This window comes from Pseudomonas abieticivorans, from assembly GCF_023509015.1.
Classification (GTDB): Bacteria; Pseudomonadota; Gammaproteobacteria; order Pseudomonadales; family Pseudomonadaceae; genus Aquipseudomonas; species Aquipseudomonas abieticivorans.
Genome location: NZ_CP094975.1, coordinates 965,618 through 981,212, shown reverse-complemented (window position 1 = coordinate 981,212; position 15,595 = coordinate 965,618). Strand labels below are relative to the sequence as shown.

Below are 15,595 nucleotides of genomic sequence, written 5' to 3'. Positions count from 1 at the left end.
AAGCGCCGTGACTGACTGCCCGGTCATGCCAGGCTTAAGCGCATGAAAAATATTGAAAAAAACCTTTGCCATCGTCGAGGGTTTCGACTACATTAGCGCGCCTCGACAGACGGAACATGTTTGACGAGATACGGTGAAGTGTCCGAGTGGCTTAAGGAGCACGCCTGGAAAGTGTGTATACAAGAAATTGTATCGAGAGTTCGAATCTCTCCTTCACCGCCATATTCGATACGCTAAAGACCCCTGGAAACCTCGTGTTCCCAGGGGTTTTTTGTATGCGCAAGAAAAAGCCCCTGGCCGAACCTTCAGTTCGACCAGGGGCTGGCAAAGCGCCCAGCGATCACAGGCAATCGCGTGCCGCAGTCTCCAGCGCGCTTCGGGTAAACGGCGAGGCCAGCGGCGCACGCTGGTACAGCGATACTTTGCTGCCCGTCGTGGTCTTGGAAATTTCCAGGATTTCGTCGGCGTTGATCTTGCTCTCAACCACCACGCGGTAGTGGTTCTGGCTACCGGACTTGGTGGTCGAAGGGTGCTCCTTCAGCCATTTGGGGTACACGCACTCGGCGTACGCTTGCGGTGCCTTGCTGGTGCTCAGGGTCACGTTCGGGGTGTTGGGTGCAGAAATACAACCGGCCAATGACATCGCTGCCAGGCCGCAAACAAGTAACAATCGCATCGGGCTCTTCCTTAAACGCTGTAAGGCACTATTTATCGCGAGGGGGCTACATCAGGTGCCCCCATTATATCGACTGATGCCCTGCAAGGTTGACTGAAGAGTTGATAGTTTATATCGATGCTTTCAATGACTTGCGCTCGGTTGCGCGATCTTTTCCGGCTGCTTGGCCGGGGCGCGGCGGACCAGCGGCCAGAACAGCTCTTCCTGCCAGCTGGCGGTGCGCAGGTTTTCGATGCCATAGGTGGCTGGCCAGCGGCGGGTGATGTGCGCGGTGCCGAACAGTACGTCCCAGAAAAACAGCAGGTTGCCGAAGTTGCCCTTGTAATGGGTGATGCCGTCGTCGGCGTTCAAACCGTGATGGGCGGCGTGGGTGCTGGGGGTGGAGATGATGCGCTCCACCAGCCACATCAGCGGGCGCAAGGCTTTTATGCGGTATAGGTGGCGGTCCCAGGCCACGCTGCTGTGGGCCGAGAAAATCACCAGCATCTTCAATATCAGGTAGCCGTAGTACACCGGGCCCAGGCCCATGTAGATCAGGGCACCGGAAAACCACAGCGCGGGCATCAACAAGTAATAGAAGCTGTTGTTGCGGTACACGATGCGGATGCTCATGTACGGCGCGGAATGGTGGGCGCGGTGCAGGGCATACAAGAACGGTACCTTGTGGGTCAGGCGGTGCCACCAGTACTGGGTCATGTCGTCGAACACCAGCAGCAGGCCGAAGCCGGCCAGCCAGGGCAGGTCGGCCAGGCAATTTTTCAGGTGTGGCGCGAGGTGCTCAAGCAGGGTGGCGCTGAGCAACATCACCAGCGGGAAGGTGATGCCCAGCAACACACTGGAACCGACGATTTCGATCCAGGTGTCACGGCGCTGGGCGGTGGGCTGGCGAAAGCAGGCGCAGGCCAGTTCCAGCAGGATGAATGCCAGGAATATTCCGGCGATGATCAATGTGGGGTTGCTGGCGAGTGCTGTTGTTGTTTTCATAGCCATCTCTGTTCGGGCCCCGCAGGGCGGCACGAACCATTAGAAGTCATGGCGTGGCAGGGCTCTATGCGCGAAATGGACAGAATCACCCCCCAAGCGGCCAATGCACGCTCGCCGCGGGTGCACCGTGGTCGGCTGGGCCATGTGCTGGAGCGCTACCTGGACAGCCTGCAACTGCCCGGCCGCGAAGACTACAGCGTGCTGGCGCTGGAGCGGTTGTGGCGGGACGCGGCGCGGCATGACCCGGCCATTGGCCTGAACCTGTATGCCCGTTTCACTGCGCAGGATGTACACGTGCTGGCCCACGCAAGCCTGTACTGCGCCAACATCGAACAGGCCTTGCGCAACTGGGCGCGCTACGCCCCCTTGGCTTCGGACATGGACCGCCTCACGCTGCTGGAGGACCCGCACGGCGCGGGCATCGAACTGCACATCGATGCCCCGGCCAGCCTGACGCGCTATGTGGTGGAACATTATTTCGTGATGGCCTTGACCCAGTTTCGCCGCGCCACCGGCATTACCGTGCAGCCGAGCCGCAGCTGTTTTGCCCATGCCCAACCGGCTTACTCGGCGCAGTACCGGCCCTGGTTTGGCGAGCAGGTGGCGTACGGTGGCGGGCACAACCGTATGTATTTCGATGCGGGCACCTTGAGCTTGCCATTGCTCACCCGCCACAGCGGCATGCTGGAGGTGATCAACCAGGAATTGGACCGGCGCCTGGCACGCCTGCACACCCTGAGTGGCTGGGGCGGCAAGGTGGCGGCCGGCATCTGGCAAAGCTTTGCCCAAGGCCGCTTGCCCACGCTGGAGGACCAGGCGGCGGCCTTGCATCAAAGCCCGCGCACCTTGCGGCGCCGGTTGGAAGAAGAAGGCCAGACGTTTCGCCAACTGCTGGACCAGGTGCGTGGCCAGCAGGAGCAAGCGCTTGAGTTGCAGGGTGAGAGTAGCGCGGCAATCGCCGAGCAACTGGGCTACAGCGACGTGGCGGCTTATCTGCACGCGCGCAAGCGCTGGCGGGGGATGGCCTGAGCGTTATTGATCACAAAGCGCTCAGGCCTGCTGCATCCGGTCGTTCAATTTGTTGAAGGTGCGGCTGTCGGCCACCGCGGTCAATTTGCGCCCGTCCTTGAAGGTGGCGACAAAGGTCACTTCTTCTTCCTTGCCGCCCAGCCACAGCCCGGCCACCAGGCCCACGGGGCCTAGCACCAGGGCGCCGGCCACGCCCCAACCCAGGGCGCCGCCCAGGCTGCGGCTGGTTTCGTGGTTGGCCACGGTAATGTGCTTGATCCGGTTGACCGGGATCTTCTCGCCCGGGGAGGGGCTTTCAATGGTCTTGAGGGTAAGCGATCCATCGCGGTAGTCGCCGTCACACTGCAAGAAATCACCGGCTTTTATTGTGAGCTTCATGGTGGGATTTCCGAGGAAGGGATTAAAAGTCCAACACTCTGAATAGCTCATAACGCCGGCAAGTCAATGATGGCCGCGACCGCCAGTAGTGTGTCAGGCGCTGGCCGGATGAACGGCCTTGCGCGCCAAACGCCGTTTGGCCACCGCCCACGTCAACAGGGCGAGCAGGCTGATGGCGCTGCCGGCGGTCACGATGCCAGTCCAGCCATAGGGTTGGTACAACTGCGCGGCCAGCGTGGAGCCCAATGCGCCGCCAATGAAATAGCACGTCATGTAGCCGGCGTTCAGGCGGTTGCGCGCATCGGGGCGCAATGCGTAGATCGCGTTCTGGTTGCTGACGTGCACCAGTTGCACGGCCAGGTCCAGCACCAGCACGCCCAGCAGCAAAGCGGCCAGTGATTGGCCGGCAAACGCCAGCGGCAGCCAGGTCGCCAGCAACGCAATCAGGCCCAGGGTGGTGGCGATTTCGCCCTGGCCTTTGTCGGCCAGGCGCCCGGCGGCACTGGCAGCCAGGGCGCCGACTGCCCCGGCCAGGCCGAACAGGCCGATCACGCCGTCGGTGTAGCCATAGGGTGGGGCGGCCAGCAGGAAGGCCAGCGGAGTCCAGAACAAGCCGAACAGGCAGAAGCTCAACAAGCCCAGGAAGGCGCGCACGCGCAGTACCGGCTCCTCGACGAACAGGCGCAAGACCGAGCCCAGCAATGCCGGGTAGCGAAGGCCTGCGTGCACCCGCCGGGGTGGCAACGCACGGGCCAGGCACAGTGCGCAGATCACCAGTAGGGCAGCCGCTAGCAGGTAGATGGCCCGCCAGTCCCCCGCAGAAGACGCCAACCCTGCCGCCGTGCGCGCCAGCAGGATGCCCAGCAGCAGGCCGCTCATCAAGGTGCCCACCACCCGGCCACGGGTTTGCGCGCTGGCCAGGCCAGCAGCCATCGGCACCAGCACTTGGGCCACCACCGAGAATAGCCCGGTCATGGCCGTGCCCAGCAACAGCATGGGCAGGTTGACGGCAAATGCGCTGAGCACCAGGCCGGTGGCGCTGAGCAACGTCATGCTGACCACCAGCCGACGTTGTTCGAACAGATCGCCCAACGGCACCAGCAAAAACAGCCCGGCGCCGTAGCTCAGTTGTGCGGTGATGACGATGCTGCCGGCCACGGCGGTGCTCAGGCCGAACTGCCCGGCCAAGGTGTGCAGTAACGGTTGGGCGTAGTAATTACTGGCCACGGCCAGGCCGGTGGCAATGGCCATCAGCAGGATCAGCGCACGGCTCAAGGGTTTGTCGCTCATGGCGGTCTCGATGCAGTTGAAGTTAAAACGATTGTCGGCAATGCTGAGCCATGACACCAATGTATTGTTTTCATGTGATCGATCTTGAAACGAGATAGCGCAATGAACCTCAAACAGCTCGAATATGCCTTGGCCGTGGCCGAGGAGGGCAGCTTCACCCGCGCCGCCGAACGCTGCCACACCGTGCAGTCGGCGCTTAGCCACCAGGTCGCTCGCCTGGAGGCCAACCTGGGCACGGCGTTGTTTGAGCGAACCTCGCGGCGGGTCAACCTGACACCGGCAGGCGAAGCCTTTGTCCGCAGCGCGCGCACGGCGCTGGAGGCCACGAGGCGCATAGCCGACGAAGTGGCCGCTGCCTGCGGCGAGGTGCGGGGCAGCCTGGCCATCGGCATGATTTCGTCGCTCACCGAACTGGACCTGGTGCAGGTGCTGGCCGACTTTCATCACCAATACCCGCACGTGGCCATCCGCTTGAGCGTGGGCAACAGCGAGTGGTTGATTGACCAGGTGCGTGGCCGGCGCATGGACTTGGCGTTTATCGGTGTGTGGCCAGGCGAAGTGATCACCGGCGTGGCCCACCGGCTGCTGGCCGAAGAGGAGTTGGTGGCGGTGTTGCCGCCCGATCACCCGTTGGCAAGCCTGGCACGCGTGCCGCTGGCGGAGCTTGAGCACCAGCCGCTGGTCGACTTTGCGGCCGGCAGCGGGGCCCGGCGCCAGACCGACGAGGCATTTGCCGCCCTGCGCCTGCAACATAACGTGCAATTTGAAGTCAGCGACGTGCGCCTGGTGGAGCGCTTCGTGCAGCAACGGCTGGCCGTGGGCTTGGTGCCGGCCCCCATCGCGGCAGGCTTTGCCGGGGTGGTGGCGGTACCGGTGTGCGATGCGCCGGTGCGGCGCCTGTATGCCATTTGGTCGAACACGCCGACCCCAGCGGCCACCGCCTTGGTGGCCTTGCTGGAACAGACCCTGGCTCAGGCGCCAAAGCCGCCGTCGATGGTCAGGCTGGCGCCGGTGATATAAGCCGCCTCGGGGCCTGCCAGGTAGGCGACGAAGCTGGCGATTTCTTCGACGTGGCCGTAGCGTCCCACTGCCATGTAGCCCATCAGGCTCTCGGCGAAGTCGCTGTCGGCCGGGTTCATTTCGGTGTCCACCGGGCCCGGCTGCACGTTGTTGATGGTAATGCCTTTGGGGCCCAAATCACGCGCCAGGCCCTTGACCAGGCCTACCAGCGCCGACTTGCTCATGGCATACACGCCACCGCCTGCGAAGGGCATGCGGTCGGCATTGGTGCTGCCGATGTTGATGATGCGCCCACCTTCCTTCATGTGCCGGGCTGCTGCCTGGGTCGCCACGAACACGCTGCGCACGTTGATGGCCAGGGTACGGTCGAAGTCTTCCAGGCTGAAATCTTCCAGTGGGCCGACGGCCAGTACGCCAGCGTTGTTGACCAGGATGTCCAGGCCACCAAAGGTGCTAACCGTGTCGTCAACCGCCTTTTGGATGGCTTGGGCGTTGGCGCTGTCGGCGTGGATGGCCAGGGCCTTGCCACCGCTGGCGGTGATGCTGTCACGCAGTTCGTGGGCGCGCGCTTCGGAGCTGACGTAGGTGAAGGCCACGGTGGCGCCTTCGCCAGCCAGGCGTTTGACGATGGCGGCGCCGATGCCGCGCGAACCCCCTTGTACCAATACCACTTTGCCATTGAACGTTTGAGTCGACATGAGTGTGCTCCAGGGTGCCGTGGCAGGAGTGCCAGCGGTTGATGGAGCCTAGTATCGATGGTGGATTACGCACCGGGTAGACCGTAAGTGCGTTAGTCTGAGTAAACCAAAAGTTTATAGTGTGGCCCATGGAATCGTTCAGCAGCATCGAATGCTTTGTGCGCAGCGCCGAGGTCGGCAGCTTTGCCGAGGCTGCCCGGCGCTTGAGTTTGACCCCGGCTGCGGTAGGCAAAAGCGTGGCAAAGCTGGAAGCGCGAATGGGCGTGCGGCTGTTTTTACGCAGCACCCGGCGCCTGGCCCTGACCGAAGCCGGCCAGCGCTTCCTGGAAGAGGTGGGGGCCAGCTTCAGCATCATCCAGAACGCCATCGCCAACCTTGCCAGTGCCGAGGGCCAGCCGGCGGGCACCTTGAAAGTCAGCGTAGGCACGGTGTTCGGCCGTCTTTACCTGGTGCCGCTACTCGGTGAATTCCTGAGCCGTTACCCCGCCATCACCCCGGACTGGCACTTCGACAATCGCCAGGTCGACCTGATTGGCCAGGGCTTCGATGCGGCCATCGGCGGTGGCTTCGACCTGCCCCTGGGCGTGGTCGCGCGCAAGCTGGCGGTGGCCCATCGGGTGTTGGTGGCGGCGCCTGAATACCTGGCCGCGCGGCCGGCCATCAGCCACCCCGACGACCTGCACGCCGCCGACGGCATCCTGATCCGCTCGCCGCAAACCGGCAGGGTGCGCCGTTGGCCGCTGACCCACCGGGTGCAGGGGCACAGCGCGCTGAACATCAAGGTGCGCATGACCCTCAGCGACTCGGAGGCGGCCTGTGCCGCGGCCGAACAGGGCCTGGGCATCGCTTTGGTGAGCATGCCGTTCGCCTTGGGCTATTTGCGCCGGGGCAGCCTGGTGCGGGTGTTACCGGATTGGTACGTGGATGACGGCAGCATTTCCCTGTACTACGCCGAGCACAAATTGCTCCCGGGCAAGACGCGGGTATTTATCGACTACGTGATCGAGCAGTTCGCGGCACGGGGCTGGGGGCGGGCGTTCAGCGCGGTGTGATGGGCGCGCGGCTCAACACACCTGCACCACCTCATGCACCTGCCGAACCCCAGCCACAACGATCGTTACCTCGTCACCCACCACTTTGCCGAGCAAGCCCTGGCCCAGCGGCGAGCGCGGGGTGATCACCGTTACCAGGCGGTGGGCCTGGGCGATGGTCAGCCCAGCCGCTTCCGGGCCCAGGAACAGCTCGCGCACTTCGCCATTTTCCGACGCCAGGCTGACCAGCGCGCCTACCTGAATGCCCCGTGATTCGTCGTAGTCGCGCAGGCTCAGGTTTTCAAACAACACCAGTGACTGACGGATCTCCTCCATGCGCCGAGCCTGACCGGTCGCCAGGTAGGAAGCCTCCAGGCCCAGGGTGTCGTACTTGTTTTCGGCGACGTTTTCTTCATGGGTCGCGGTTTCGTAAGCGGTCTGGGCCGCGCGGGTGATCACCGCCAGGTCCTGTGCCAGGCGTTCGACGATGCGCGATAACAGCTGGGTTTTATCCATGTCAGTTACAGAACTTGAGCACATTGGCGCGGCTTTTCTCGCTGGGGGCGGTCTGGTCCTGCTGCAGCCAGAACTGGCATTTGGGGCTGGCCAGGGCGCGGCCGTCGCTACGGGCCTGATCGTCGGCCTGTTGCTGTTCCTGTTTGCGTAAGGTGTCTTTGTATTGCTGGAACATCTGGGTTTCACCTTCGGGCGGCAAGGGCGGCGGCGCGGGTACCGAGGCCGAGGGGGCTGCATGGGTCAGTGGCAGCGGGGTGTCGACGCCCAGTTTGAACAGTAGCCAGCCGGTCAGCAAAATGGCCATGACGCCCAGCCAGAGGCCGGCCGCGATGCAGCCCACCAGTTGCAGCGGTTTCAAGGTCACGTGCAGCATACGTGGGCGGGTACGGTAGGGCATGGCGGCCTCCTGGCAGGCATGGGCTGGGCTGTAAGGCAATTGTCGCACGTGGGCGCGATTGATTTAAGGTCGATGCCCTTCTGTCGCGGGGCATTTATGCGGACAATGGCGCTATTTGCGCACAGGCTGAGTCATGCAAACCCCGATCACTACCACCTGGGATGTGTTTTGCAGCGTGGTCGACAACTTTGGCGACATCGGCGTGACCTGGCGCCTGGCGCGGCAATTGGTGGCCGAGCACGATGTAGCGGTGCGCTTGTGGGTGGATGACCTGGCGGCCTTCGTGCGGCTCTGCCCCACGGCCGATGCCAACGCCGGGCAGCAATGGCAGGCGGGGGTGCAGGTGTGCCGCTGGTCGGCCGATTGGCAACCCACCACAGTGGCCGACGTGGTAATCGGCGCGTTTGCCTGCAAGCTGCCGCCCGACTACGTTCAGGCCATGAGCCAGCGGGCGACGCCGTCGCTGTGGTTGAACCTGGATTACCTCAGTGCCGAGGACTGGGTCGAGGGCTGCCACGCCTTGCCCTCGCCACAGGGCAAAGGCTTGCAGAAGTTTTTCTTTTTTCCGGGCTTCACCGCGAAAACCGGCGGGTTGTTGCGCACCCGGGGCTTGATCGAGGCGCGCCGGGCTTTCCAGCAAGACCCGCAGGCACGTCAGGCGTTTCTGAAAAACCTGCAGGTCAACCCGCAAGCGGGGGCGCGCCTCGTGTCATTGTTTGCGTACGAAAACCCGGGCCTGGGCGATTGGTTGCAGGTGATGGCCGGTGACAGTCGCCCCACGCATTTACTGGTGCCCCAGGGGCGCGTGCTGGGTGATGTGGAGCGTTGGCTGGGTGTGGCGGCCATGCCGGTGGGGGCGGTCGAGGTGCGCGGGCAGCTCACGGTGCAGATTATGCCGTTCGTCGCACAGGACGATTACGACCGCCTGTTGTGGAGCTGCGAGTTCAATGCGGTGCGCGGCGAAGACTCCTTCGTGCGTGCGCAATGGGCGGGGGCGCCGCTGTTGTGGCACATCTACGAACAGGAGGAATACGCCCACTGGGAAAAGCTCGAAGCGTTCCTGGCGCGGTATATCGTCGGTTTGTCGCCCGCAGCTGCCCAGGCACTGACCAACTTATGGCGCGCCTGGAACCAAGGGCAGGCCGCGGGCCAGAGCTGGCGCGGGGTGCTGGAGCACTGGCCAGAGCTGGCGTTGCATGCCGAAGGCTGGTGCGATCAATTGGCCGCTCAGCCTGATCTTGCCGCAGCGCTGGTGCAGTTTTACCGAAATTGGATATGATACGCGGCCTAGAAATTTGTAAATCCATCCAAATTCGGATAATCGTAATGAAAACTGGTAAAGAACTGAAACCCGGTACCGTGATCCGTCTGGAAAACGACCCATGGCTGGTTCAGAAAGCTGAATTCACCAAATCGGGCCGTAACAGCGCGATCATGAAGACCAAGCTGAAAAACCTGCTGACCGGCTACAAGACTGAAATCGTCTACAGCGCCGATGACAAGCTGGACGACGTGATCCTGGACCGTAAAGAAGCCACCCTGTCGTTCATCAGCGGTGACACTTACACGTTCATGGATACCACTGACTACACCATGTACGAGCTGAACGCCGAAGACATCGAATCGGTTCTGCCTTTCGTTGAAGAAGGCATGACCGACGTCTGCGAAGCCGTGTTCTTCGACGAGCGCCTGGTTTCGGTAGAGCTGCCGACCACCATCGTGCGTCAGATCGACTACACCGAAGGTTCCGCTCGCGGCGACACTTCGGGCAAGGTCATGAAGCCTGCCAAACTGAAGAACGGTACCGAGCTGAGCGTGGCCGATTTCATCGAAATCGGTGACATGATCGAGATCGACACCCGTGAAGGTGGTTCGTACAAAGGCCGCGCCAAGTAATATTGGCCCTGCTTGCGAACGCAAAAAGCCCGACCATGAGTCGGGCTTTTTTGTGCGCGCTTGGTTATCCAGGCGCAGCGGTCAGACGCTGACGTGCAGGCGTACGTCCACGTTGCCACGGGTCGCGTTCGAATACGGGCACACCTGGTGCGCCGCGTCCACCAACGCCTGGGCGTCAGCCTGTTCCAGCCCCGGCAGGCTGATGCGCAAATCGATGTCCAGGCCAAACCCACCCGGGATCTGCCCGATGCCGACTTCAGCGGTGATCGAGGCGTCGTCCGGGATCTTGCGCTTGCTTTGCCCTGCCACGAACTTCAGCGCGCCAATGAAGCACGCCGAGTAGCCCGCCGCGAACAGTTGCTCAGGGTTTGTTGCAGCGCCGCCAGCGCCACCGAGTTCTTTGGGGGTGGCCAGCTTGACGTCCAGGATATTGTCGCTGGAGATGGCGCGGCCGTCACGGCCACCGGTTGCGGTTGCTTTTGCGATGTAGAGCGCTTGCATGGTGACACCTCGAAATGCGGATCAATGTATTGCGCTAATGTTTTGCGCGCTAAGTAAGTACGCTTTAAAATTAGCGCGATAATAGTTTGCGTGCAAGATAAATTTTCAAGGCAGTCGATAAACGGTCGGTGCCCCCCATGAGCGGATTTATCCGCGAAGGTCGCGCCCAGCTCTTGCAGACGAACAACCTGGCGACCTTTTCGCGGGTAAATCTGCTCCTAATGGCCGTCCGACAAATTACCGCGCAGTTTCAGCAAGTCCTGCTGCAACGCTTGCAATTGCGCCACGCTCTGCCCGCTGGCGCTCAGAATGCACTGCGGGATGCCCTTGGCCTGCTCGCGCAGTTCTCGGCCCTTGTCGGTCAGTTCCACGATCACCACGCGCTCGTCTTCACGGCTACGGGTGCGGCTAAGCAAGCCTTCGGCCTCCAGACGCTTGAGCAGGGGGGTCAGGGAGCCGGGGTCGGTGAGCAAGCGGGCGCTGATTTCGCCCACGGTCATGCCGTCTTTTTCCCACAGCACCAGCATGGTCAGGTACTGCGGGTAAGTCAGGCCCAGCGCTTGCAGCAGCGGCTTGTACACCTTGGTCATCAGCAGGGAGGTGGAATAAAGGGCAAAGCACACCTGGCTGTCGAGCAGCAGATCATCGCAGTGGCCTTCGGCAGAGGCGGAAGTCGGGCGGTCGGCGTTCATGCTGATCCTTGATTCTGTGGTGCGAGCGAATTTTGCATCGCGTTATTTAATGCGCCAGCTTATCGTTGTTCAATTGTACGACTCTTGGTGGTTCGAGCGCTAAAGGCGTGTGAGAGTTCGGTCGATCTTTGCGCTAGCATGCGCCGTTATTAGCCGTGGGAATGTGTACATGATCGAGTGGGTGCTGTTTGCGCTGCTGGGGGCAGGGCTGGGTACTGTCGGTGGGCTGTTCGGCATTGGTGGTGGCCTGATCGCGATCCCGGCCTTGAGCGTGTTGTTTAACCTGGACCAGCAACTGGCCCAAGGCACCTCCCTGGTGATGGTGGTGCCCAATGTACTGCTGGCACTGTGGCGCTATCACCAGCGCAACCGTATCGAGGCTCGCCATGCCGTGCCGCTGGCGATGGCAGGTTTCGTTTGCGCCTGGCTGGGCTCACTGTGGGCGGTGGGCCTGGATGCGCAGAAGATGCGCCTGGGTTTCGTCGCCTTCCTAGTGGTACTGGCCGGTTGGAGCCTGCTGCTGACTTATCTGCGTTCGCGCCCGCCCAGTGCACAGATGCGTTACCGCTGGCCTTGGCTGGGCGTGTTGGGGGGTGTTTCCGGGCTGCTGGGCGGGGTATTCGGGGTGGGCGGCGCGGTGGTGGCCACACCCGTGCTGACGGGCGTGTTCGGTACCACCCAAGTGGTGGCCCAGGGCTTGGCGCTGGCGCTGGCCGTACCCAGCACCGGGGTCACCCTGGTGACCTACGCCGTGCACCACCACGTGGACTGGAACATGGGCATACCCCTGGCCATCGGTGGTTTGTTGAGTATTGGTTGGGGGGTGAAAGTGGCGCACGCCTTGCCGGAAAAACACTTGCGTGCGCTGTTCAGCGGGTTTCTGGTGCTGTGCGCAGCGATCCTCGCCTTTAAAGTTTAAAACCCTCGGCAATGTGCTCGGCCAGGCATTCGGTCATGGACGACTGGGTGGTGGCGTTGCGCAACAGCATCACGCTGGCCATGGGCAGCTGCGGCAGGCCTTCGGCTTCGCCCAGTATGCGCATGTCCGAGGTGATCAGGCTTTGCAGTTGCGCCGTCACTGCCAGCCCGGCACTGACCACCGCCATGATCGCCGCCAGGCTTGGGCTGCTGTAGGCCACCCGGTAGGGCTTTTGTTGGGCATCCAGGGCATTGCAGGCCCAGATCCGGCAGAAGCAATCGGTGTTGAACATCGCCAGCGGCACCGGGTTCTGCTCGTGGGGGTTAAACCCCACCGCCTGCGCCCACACGAAGCGCTCGTGGCGCAGCATCTGGCCGATTTCGCTGCCAGGCTCGCGGGTCACGATGGTCAGGTCCAGATCCTTGCGCTGCATCAACTGCTTGGAGCTTTCGCAGTGCACCTCCACTTGCACCAGTGGGTAGGCCTGGGCGAAGCGCGAGAGGATGCCGGGCAGAAAACGCATGGCGTAATCGTCCGGGGTGCCGATGCGCACCGTGCCGACCATGTGTGGCTCACGCAAGGTACTGAACACTTCCCCATGCAACTTGAGGATGCGCCGCGCGTAGCCCAGCAGGATCTGGCCCTCGGCGGTCAGGCGCACCTGGCGCCCATCGCGCTCGAACAACTGGCGCTGCAGCACGTCCTCTTCCAGGCGTTTCATTTGCATGCTCACCGCCGACTGCGTGCGGTTGACCGCTTCGCCAGCCTTGGTGAAACCGCCTTCGTCGGCGATCGCGACAAAGGTGCGCAGGATCTCCGAGTCGATGCTTTGATACTGGGACATTCATCAATCTCCGAGATGTGAGCCATAAGAAACATTCGTTGGATTGATCTTAGCCCCGGCGCGAGACTTGAGCCATCCCCAACAGGAGGGCAATGCGATGAAAGGTCAAAAAGGTTACGTACTGCTTCACAAGGGCTCGGCTTTGCGCTTTTCGTTGCGCGGCTTGATCCACACCCTCCAACGCTGGCGGCAACTGGCCTGGGAGCGAAACGAACTGGCACAGATGAGCGACGACGCACTCAAGGACATCGGCATGAGCCGCGCCGACGTTACCCGCGAAACCGAGCGGCCGTTCTGGGACGATCCGATGAAGAAATGACAATCCCCAGGGTACCCCTGCTACTGTTAGGGCATGTTCACAAGGAGTGATGCATGCCCAGCCCCTTATCCCTGACCTTGGAGCAAGCTCGTCGGCTGAGCCTGGCAGCCCAAGGTTTTGCTCAACGCCTGCCGGGCGCGGCCATCACCGGCCGGCAATTGAGCCAACGGGTCGAGCGCCTGGGCGTGGTGCAGATCGATTCGGTCAACGCCTTGGTGCGCTCCCACTACCTCCCGTTGTTCTCGCGCCTGGGCGAGTACCCCCGTGACACGTTCGATCAGCTGGCCTGGGGCAACAAGCGCCAGCGCCGGCTGTTCGAGTACTGGGGGCACGAGGCGTCCCTGCTGCCCCTGCAGCTCTACCCGCTGATGGCGTGGCGCATGGCGCGGGCGGCACGCGGCAAAGGCATTTACAAGGAACTTGCGCGGTTTGGCCACGAACAGCAGGCCACCGTCGAACGGGTGTTCGCCGCCGTGGTGGAGCAGGGCGCCTTGGGGGCTGGCAGCCTGTCTACTCGCCAGGAGCGCGCGGGACCCTGGTGGGACTGGAGTGCGGAAAAGCACGCGTTGGAATGGCTGTTTGCCGCAGGCCGCGTGACGGTGGCCGGGCGCCGGGGGTTCGAGCGCCTGTACGACTTGCCCGAGCGCGTGCTGCCGGCCGCTGTGCTGGCGCAACCGGTACCGGACGAGGCCCAGGCCCAGCGCGGCTTGCTGCTGCATGCGGCCTCGGCCTTGGGCGTGGCCACCGAAAAGGACCTGCGTGACTACTTTCGTTTGGCGCCCGGCGACAGCCAGCAGCGCCTGCGCGAGCTGGTCGAAGACCGTCAATTGCAGGTGTGCCAGGTGCAGGGTTGGCGCCAGCCCGCCTATTGTCCGCGCCAGGTCCGGGTGCCGCGCAAGGTCGAGGTCAGCGCCTTGTTGTCACCCTTCGACTCGCTGGTGTGGGAGCGCGAGCGGACCGAGCGGCTGTTTGATTTTCGCTACCGGCTGGAGATCTACACCCCGGCGCACAAGCGCGTGTACGGCTACTACGTGCTGCCTTTCTTGCACAACGAACGCATCGTCGCCCGCGTCGACCTGCGTGCCGAACGGGCCCGGGGATGCCTGGCGGTGCATGCCGTGCACGAGGAAAGTGCCGGCCTCGATGAGGCTGCCATGTACGCCCTGGCCGAGCACCTGGAGAGCATGGCGCGCTGGCTGGGCCTTGAGCGTGTGCAGCTCAATTGCCCAAGGCCTGCGGCAGAGCGGTTACGCTCGCTGTTGGCAGCGGCCTGAGGCGTTTATTTTATTTGCGACGGCCTCTGGTGCAACACCGGGGCGAGCCGTTAATGTGCTGCAAAGAATAAAGCAGCAAGGGGGGCGCACATGAAGGTCATCTGGGGGCTGGGCAAAGGCTTGACCGTACTGTTCTGGTGGGTGGTTTTGCTGAACCTGCTGATGCCCATGCCGCACCCCTTCCACCTGTTGCTCAACCTGGCCGGTGCCCTGTTGTTATTCGTGCATGCTGTGGAAGTGCTGTTGTTTCATCGCAGCCTTCGCGGGCGCAGCCATCCGTGGTTCGATCGCCTGCTCATTCTTCTGGTGGGCATTTTTCATGTGCACACCATCCCCCCTCGTTCGATCCGAGAAATCGACAATGCGTAGTTTGTGTCTGCTCGCCGCACTTTTCACCCCCCTGGCCATGGCCGACAGCTTGAGCGTGGAGGCCCACTCGCTGATGCGCCTGCCCGGCAAGGACGGCGTGGTTCAGCTGGACCGCCTGGACGTGGCGGATTACGCCACTTTGCTGATCCCGGCCAACCTCACCGAATTGAAGGTGGGCGAGCTGCGCCTGGGTCATGAGGCGCGCATCGCCATCGTGCCGGCGGACCACCCGTTGCGGGTTCAGGCCAAGGTCGCAAGCTTCGCCGAAGGTAGCCAGATACTCGCCCGTGGTGCCCCCGGCACCTATGAGAAAGCAGCGTTGCCGGGGCGCGATCTGGACGTGCAATTGCAAACCTTGCAGGCCCCCAGCCTGACCATCGATGCCCGTGGCGGCACGGGTGCCCCAGGCTACTTCGGCCTGGACGGCGCTAATGGCAAGAAGGGCGGTTGCCTCTGGGGCCAAGCCAGCCGAGGCGCCGACGGCCTCAATGGCGGCAATGGTCACGACGGTGCCGCAGGCGCCCGCGTGCACCTGCAAGTACCGCGCAGCTTCCCGGCCGAGGCCATCAAGGTGCAAGTCCAGGGCGGTAGTGGCGGCGCTGCGGGCACGGCCGGTAAACCGGGTGCCGGCGGCGCCTCCAACGGTTGCCTGGTGTACAGCACCGACAAGGGCCGTGCCGGGCACCCGGGCGAGCCAGGCCAGCCGGGCGTGGCAGGTGAGGCCGGGGCGGTGACGGTGCAGCGGATGTGAGTGTGGGGTGG

Annotated in this window: 20 protein-coding genes and 1 tRNA gene; 11 read left to right on the top strand and 10 right to left on the bottom strand. The window is 63.0% G+C overall.

Annotation, left to right across the window (positions count from 1 at the left end):
• Nucleotides 1–132 precede the first annotated feature (132 nt).
• Nucleotides 133–222 (top strand) — tRNA-Ser (locus L9B60_RS04260).
• A gap of 118 nt (nt 223–340) precedes the next feature.
• On the opposite strand, the gene L9B60_RS04255 is transcribed toward L9B60_RS04260, so the two are convergent.
• A complete protein-coding gene (locus L9B60_RS04255; protein WP_249676627.1) occupies nt 341–676 on the bottom strand; it encodes a hypothetical protein in 336 nt (111 codons plus the stop codon).
• Between the two features lie 123 nt (nt 677–799).
• Nucleotides 800–1,660 (bottom strand): sterol desaturase family protein, encoded by an 861-nt coding sequence (locus tag L9B60_RS04250; RefSeq protein ID WP_249676624.1) that lies wholly within the window; start codon nt 1,658–1,660, stop codon nt 800–802.
• A 66-nt stretch (nt 1,661–1,726) separates the two neighbouring features.
• Between L9B60_RS04250 and L9B60_RS04245 the strand changes: the two genes are divergently transcribed.
• Nucleotides 1,727–2,689 carry an AraC family transcriptional regulator ligand-binding domain-containing protein gene (locus tag L9B60_RS04245; RefSeq protein WP_249676622.1) on the top strand — a complete coding sequence of 321 codons (963 nt, stop codon included), beginning with the start codon at nt 1,727–1,729 and terminating at the stop codon, nt 2,687–2,689.
• 21 nt (nt 2,690–2,710) lie between these two features.
• Here L9B60_RS04245 and L9B60_RS04240 read toward each other — a convergent pair whose 3' ends face one another.
• Nucleotides 2,711–3,067, bottom strand: coding sequence for a hypothetical protein (locus L9B60_RS04240; RefSeq protein ID WP_249676620.1), 357 nt, complete (start codon nt 3,065–3,067; stop codon nt 2,711–2,713).
• A 93-nt stretch (nt 3,068–3,160) separates the two neighbouring features.
• Nucleotides 3,161–4,357 (bottom strand): MFS transporter, encoded by a 1,197-nt coding sequence (locus L9B60_RS04235; protein WP_249676619.1) that lies wholly within the window; start codon nt 4,355–4,357, stop codon nt 3,161–3,163.
• 102 nt (nt 4,358–4,459) lie between these two features.
• On the opposite strand from L9B60_RS04235, the gene L9B60_RS04230 reads away from it, so the two are divergent.
• On the top strand, nt 4,460–5,377 hold the full coding sequence (locus L9B60_RS04230; protein WP_249676617.1) for a LysR family transcriptional regulator: 918 nt from the start codon (nt 4,460–4,462) through the stop codon (nt 5,375–5,377).
• On the opposite strand, the gene L9B60_RS04225 is transcribed toward L9B60_RS04230, so the two are convergent.
• Nucleotides 5,329–6,075 (bottom strand): 3-oxoacyl-ACP reductase family protein, encoded by a 747-nt coding sequence (locus L9B60_RS04225; RefSeq protein WP_249676616.1) that lies wholly within the window; start codon nt 6,073–6,075, stop codon nt 5,329–5,331. The genes L9B60_RS04230 and L9B60_RS04225 overlap by 49 nt on opposite strands.
• Before the next feature lie 128 nt (nt 6,076–6,203).
• On the opposite strand from L9B60_RS04225, the gene L9B60_RS04220 reads away from it, so the two are divergent.
• Nucleotides 6,204–7,127, top strand: coding sequence for a LysR family transcriptional regulator (locus L9B60_RS04220; RefSeq protein ID WP_249676615.1), 924 nt, complete (start codon nt 6,204–6,206; stop codon nt 7,125–7,127).
• A 12-nt stretch (nt 7,128–7,139) separates the two neighbouring features.
• On the opposite strand, the gene L9B60_RS04215 is transcribed toward L9B60_RS04220, so the two are convergent.
• Nucleotides 7,140–7,622: a GreA/GreB family elongation factor gene (locus tag L9B60_RS04215; protein WP_249676613.1), complete on the bottom strand. Its 483-nt coding sequence runs from the start codon at nt 7,620–7,622 to the stop codon at nt 7,140–7,142.
• Nucleotide 7,623: 1 nt separating this feature from the next.
• The gene (locus L9B60_RS04210) at nt 7,624–8,019 is read right to left on the bottom strand and encodes a hypothetical protein (protein WP_249676612.1); all 396 of its coding nucleotides are present in this window, start codon (nt 8,017–8,019) and stop codon (nt 7,624–7,626) included.
• A 133-nt stretch (nt 8,020–8,152) separates the two neighbouring features.
• Here L9B60_RS04210 and earP point away from each other — a divergent pair, with 133 nt between their 5' ends.
• Nucleotides 8,153–9,298: an elongation factor P maturation arginine rhamnosyltransferase EarP gene (gene earP, locus L9B60_RS04205; RefSeq protein WP_438866063.1), complete on the top strand. Its 1,146-nt coding sequence runs from the start codon at nt 8,153–8,155 to the stop codon at nt 9,296–9,298.
• A gap of 47 nt (nt 9,299–9,345) precedes the next feature.
• Nucleotides 9,346–9,915: an elongation factor P gene (locus tag L9B60_RS04200; RefSeq protein WP_249676610.1), complete on the top strand. Its 570-nt coding sequence runs from the start codon at nt 9,346–9,348 to the stop codon at nt 9,913–9,915.
• An 81-nt stretch (nt 9,916–9,996) separates the two neighbouring features.
• Here L9B60_RS04200 and L9B60_RS04195 read toward each other — a convergent pair whose 3' ends face one another.
• Complete coding sequence (locus tag L9B60_RS04195) at nt 9,997–10,416, bottom strand: organic hydroperoxide resistance protein (protein ID WP_249676609.1); 420 nt, start codon at nt 10,414–10,416, stop codon at nt 9,997–9,999.
• A 218-nt stretch (nt 10,417–10,634) separates the two neighbouring features.
• Complete coding sequence (locus L9B60_RS04190) at nt 10,635–11,108, bottom strand: MarR family winged helix-turn-helix transcriptional regulator (protein WP_249676607.1); 474 nt, start codon at nt 11,106–11,108, stop codon at nt 10,635–10,637.
• Between the two features lie 169 nt (nt 11,109–11,277).
• Here L9B60_RS04190 and L9B60_RS04185 point away from each other — a divergent pair, with 169 nt between their 5' ends.
• Nucleotides 11,278–12,027 carry a sulfite exporter TauE/SafE family protein gene (locus tag L9B60_RS04185; protein WP_249676606.1) on the top strand — a complete coding sequence of 250 codons (750 nt, stop codon included), beginning with the start codon at nt 11,278–11,280 and terminating at the stop codon, nt 12,025–12,027.
• On the opposite strand, the gene L9B60_RS04180 is transcribed toward L9B60_RS04185, so the two are convergent.
• The gene (locus L9B60_RS04180; RefSeq protein WP_249676604.1) at nt 12,017–12,871 is read right to left on the bottom strand and encodes a LysR substrate-binding domain-containing protein; all 855 of its coding nucleotides are present in this window, start codon (nt 12,869–12,871) and stop codon (nt 12,017–12,019) included. The two genes, L9B60_RS04185 and L9B60_RS04180, sit on opposite strands and share 11 nt — an antisense overlap.
• Before the next feature lie 97 nt (nt 12,872–12,968).
• Between L9B60_RS04180 and L9B60_RS04175 the strand changes: the two genes are divergently transcribed.
• From L9B60_RS04175 to L9B60_RS04160, 4 genes are all read left to right on the top strand, one after another.
• A complete protein-coding gene (locus tag L9B60_RS04175; RefSeq protein ID WP_249676602.1) occupies nt 12,969–13,190 on the top strand; it encodes a DUF1127 domain-containing protein in 222 nt (73 codons plus the stop codon).
• 53 nt (nt 13,191–13,243) lie between these two features.
• On the top strand, nt 13,244–14,464 hold the full coding sequence (locus L9B60_RS04170) for a winged helix-turn-helix domain-containing protein (protein WP_249676600.1): 1,221 nt from the start codon (nt 13,244–13,246) through the stop codon (nt 14,462–14,464).
• 90 nt (nt 14,465–14,554) lie between these two features.
• The gene (locus L9B60_RS04165) at nt 14,555–14,833 is read left to right on the top strand and encodes a DUF1145 domain-containing protein (RefSeq protein WP_249676599.1); all 279 of its coding nucleotides are present in this window, start codon (nt 14,555–14,557) and stop codon (nt 14,831–14,833) included.
• Nucleotides 14,826–15,584, top strand: coding sequence for a collagen-like protein (locus tag L9B60_RS04160; protein ID WP_249676597.1), 759 nt, complete (start codon nt 14,826–14,828; stop codon nt 15,582–15,584). The genes L9B60_RS04165 and L9B60_RS04160 overlap by 8 nt, the downstream gene beginning before the upstream one ends.
• Nucleotides 15,585–15,595: the final 11 nt, after the last annotated feature.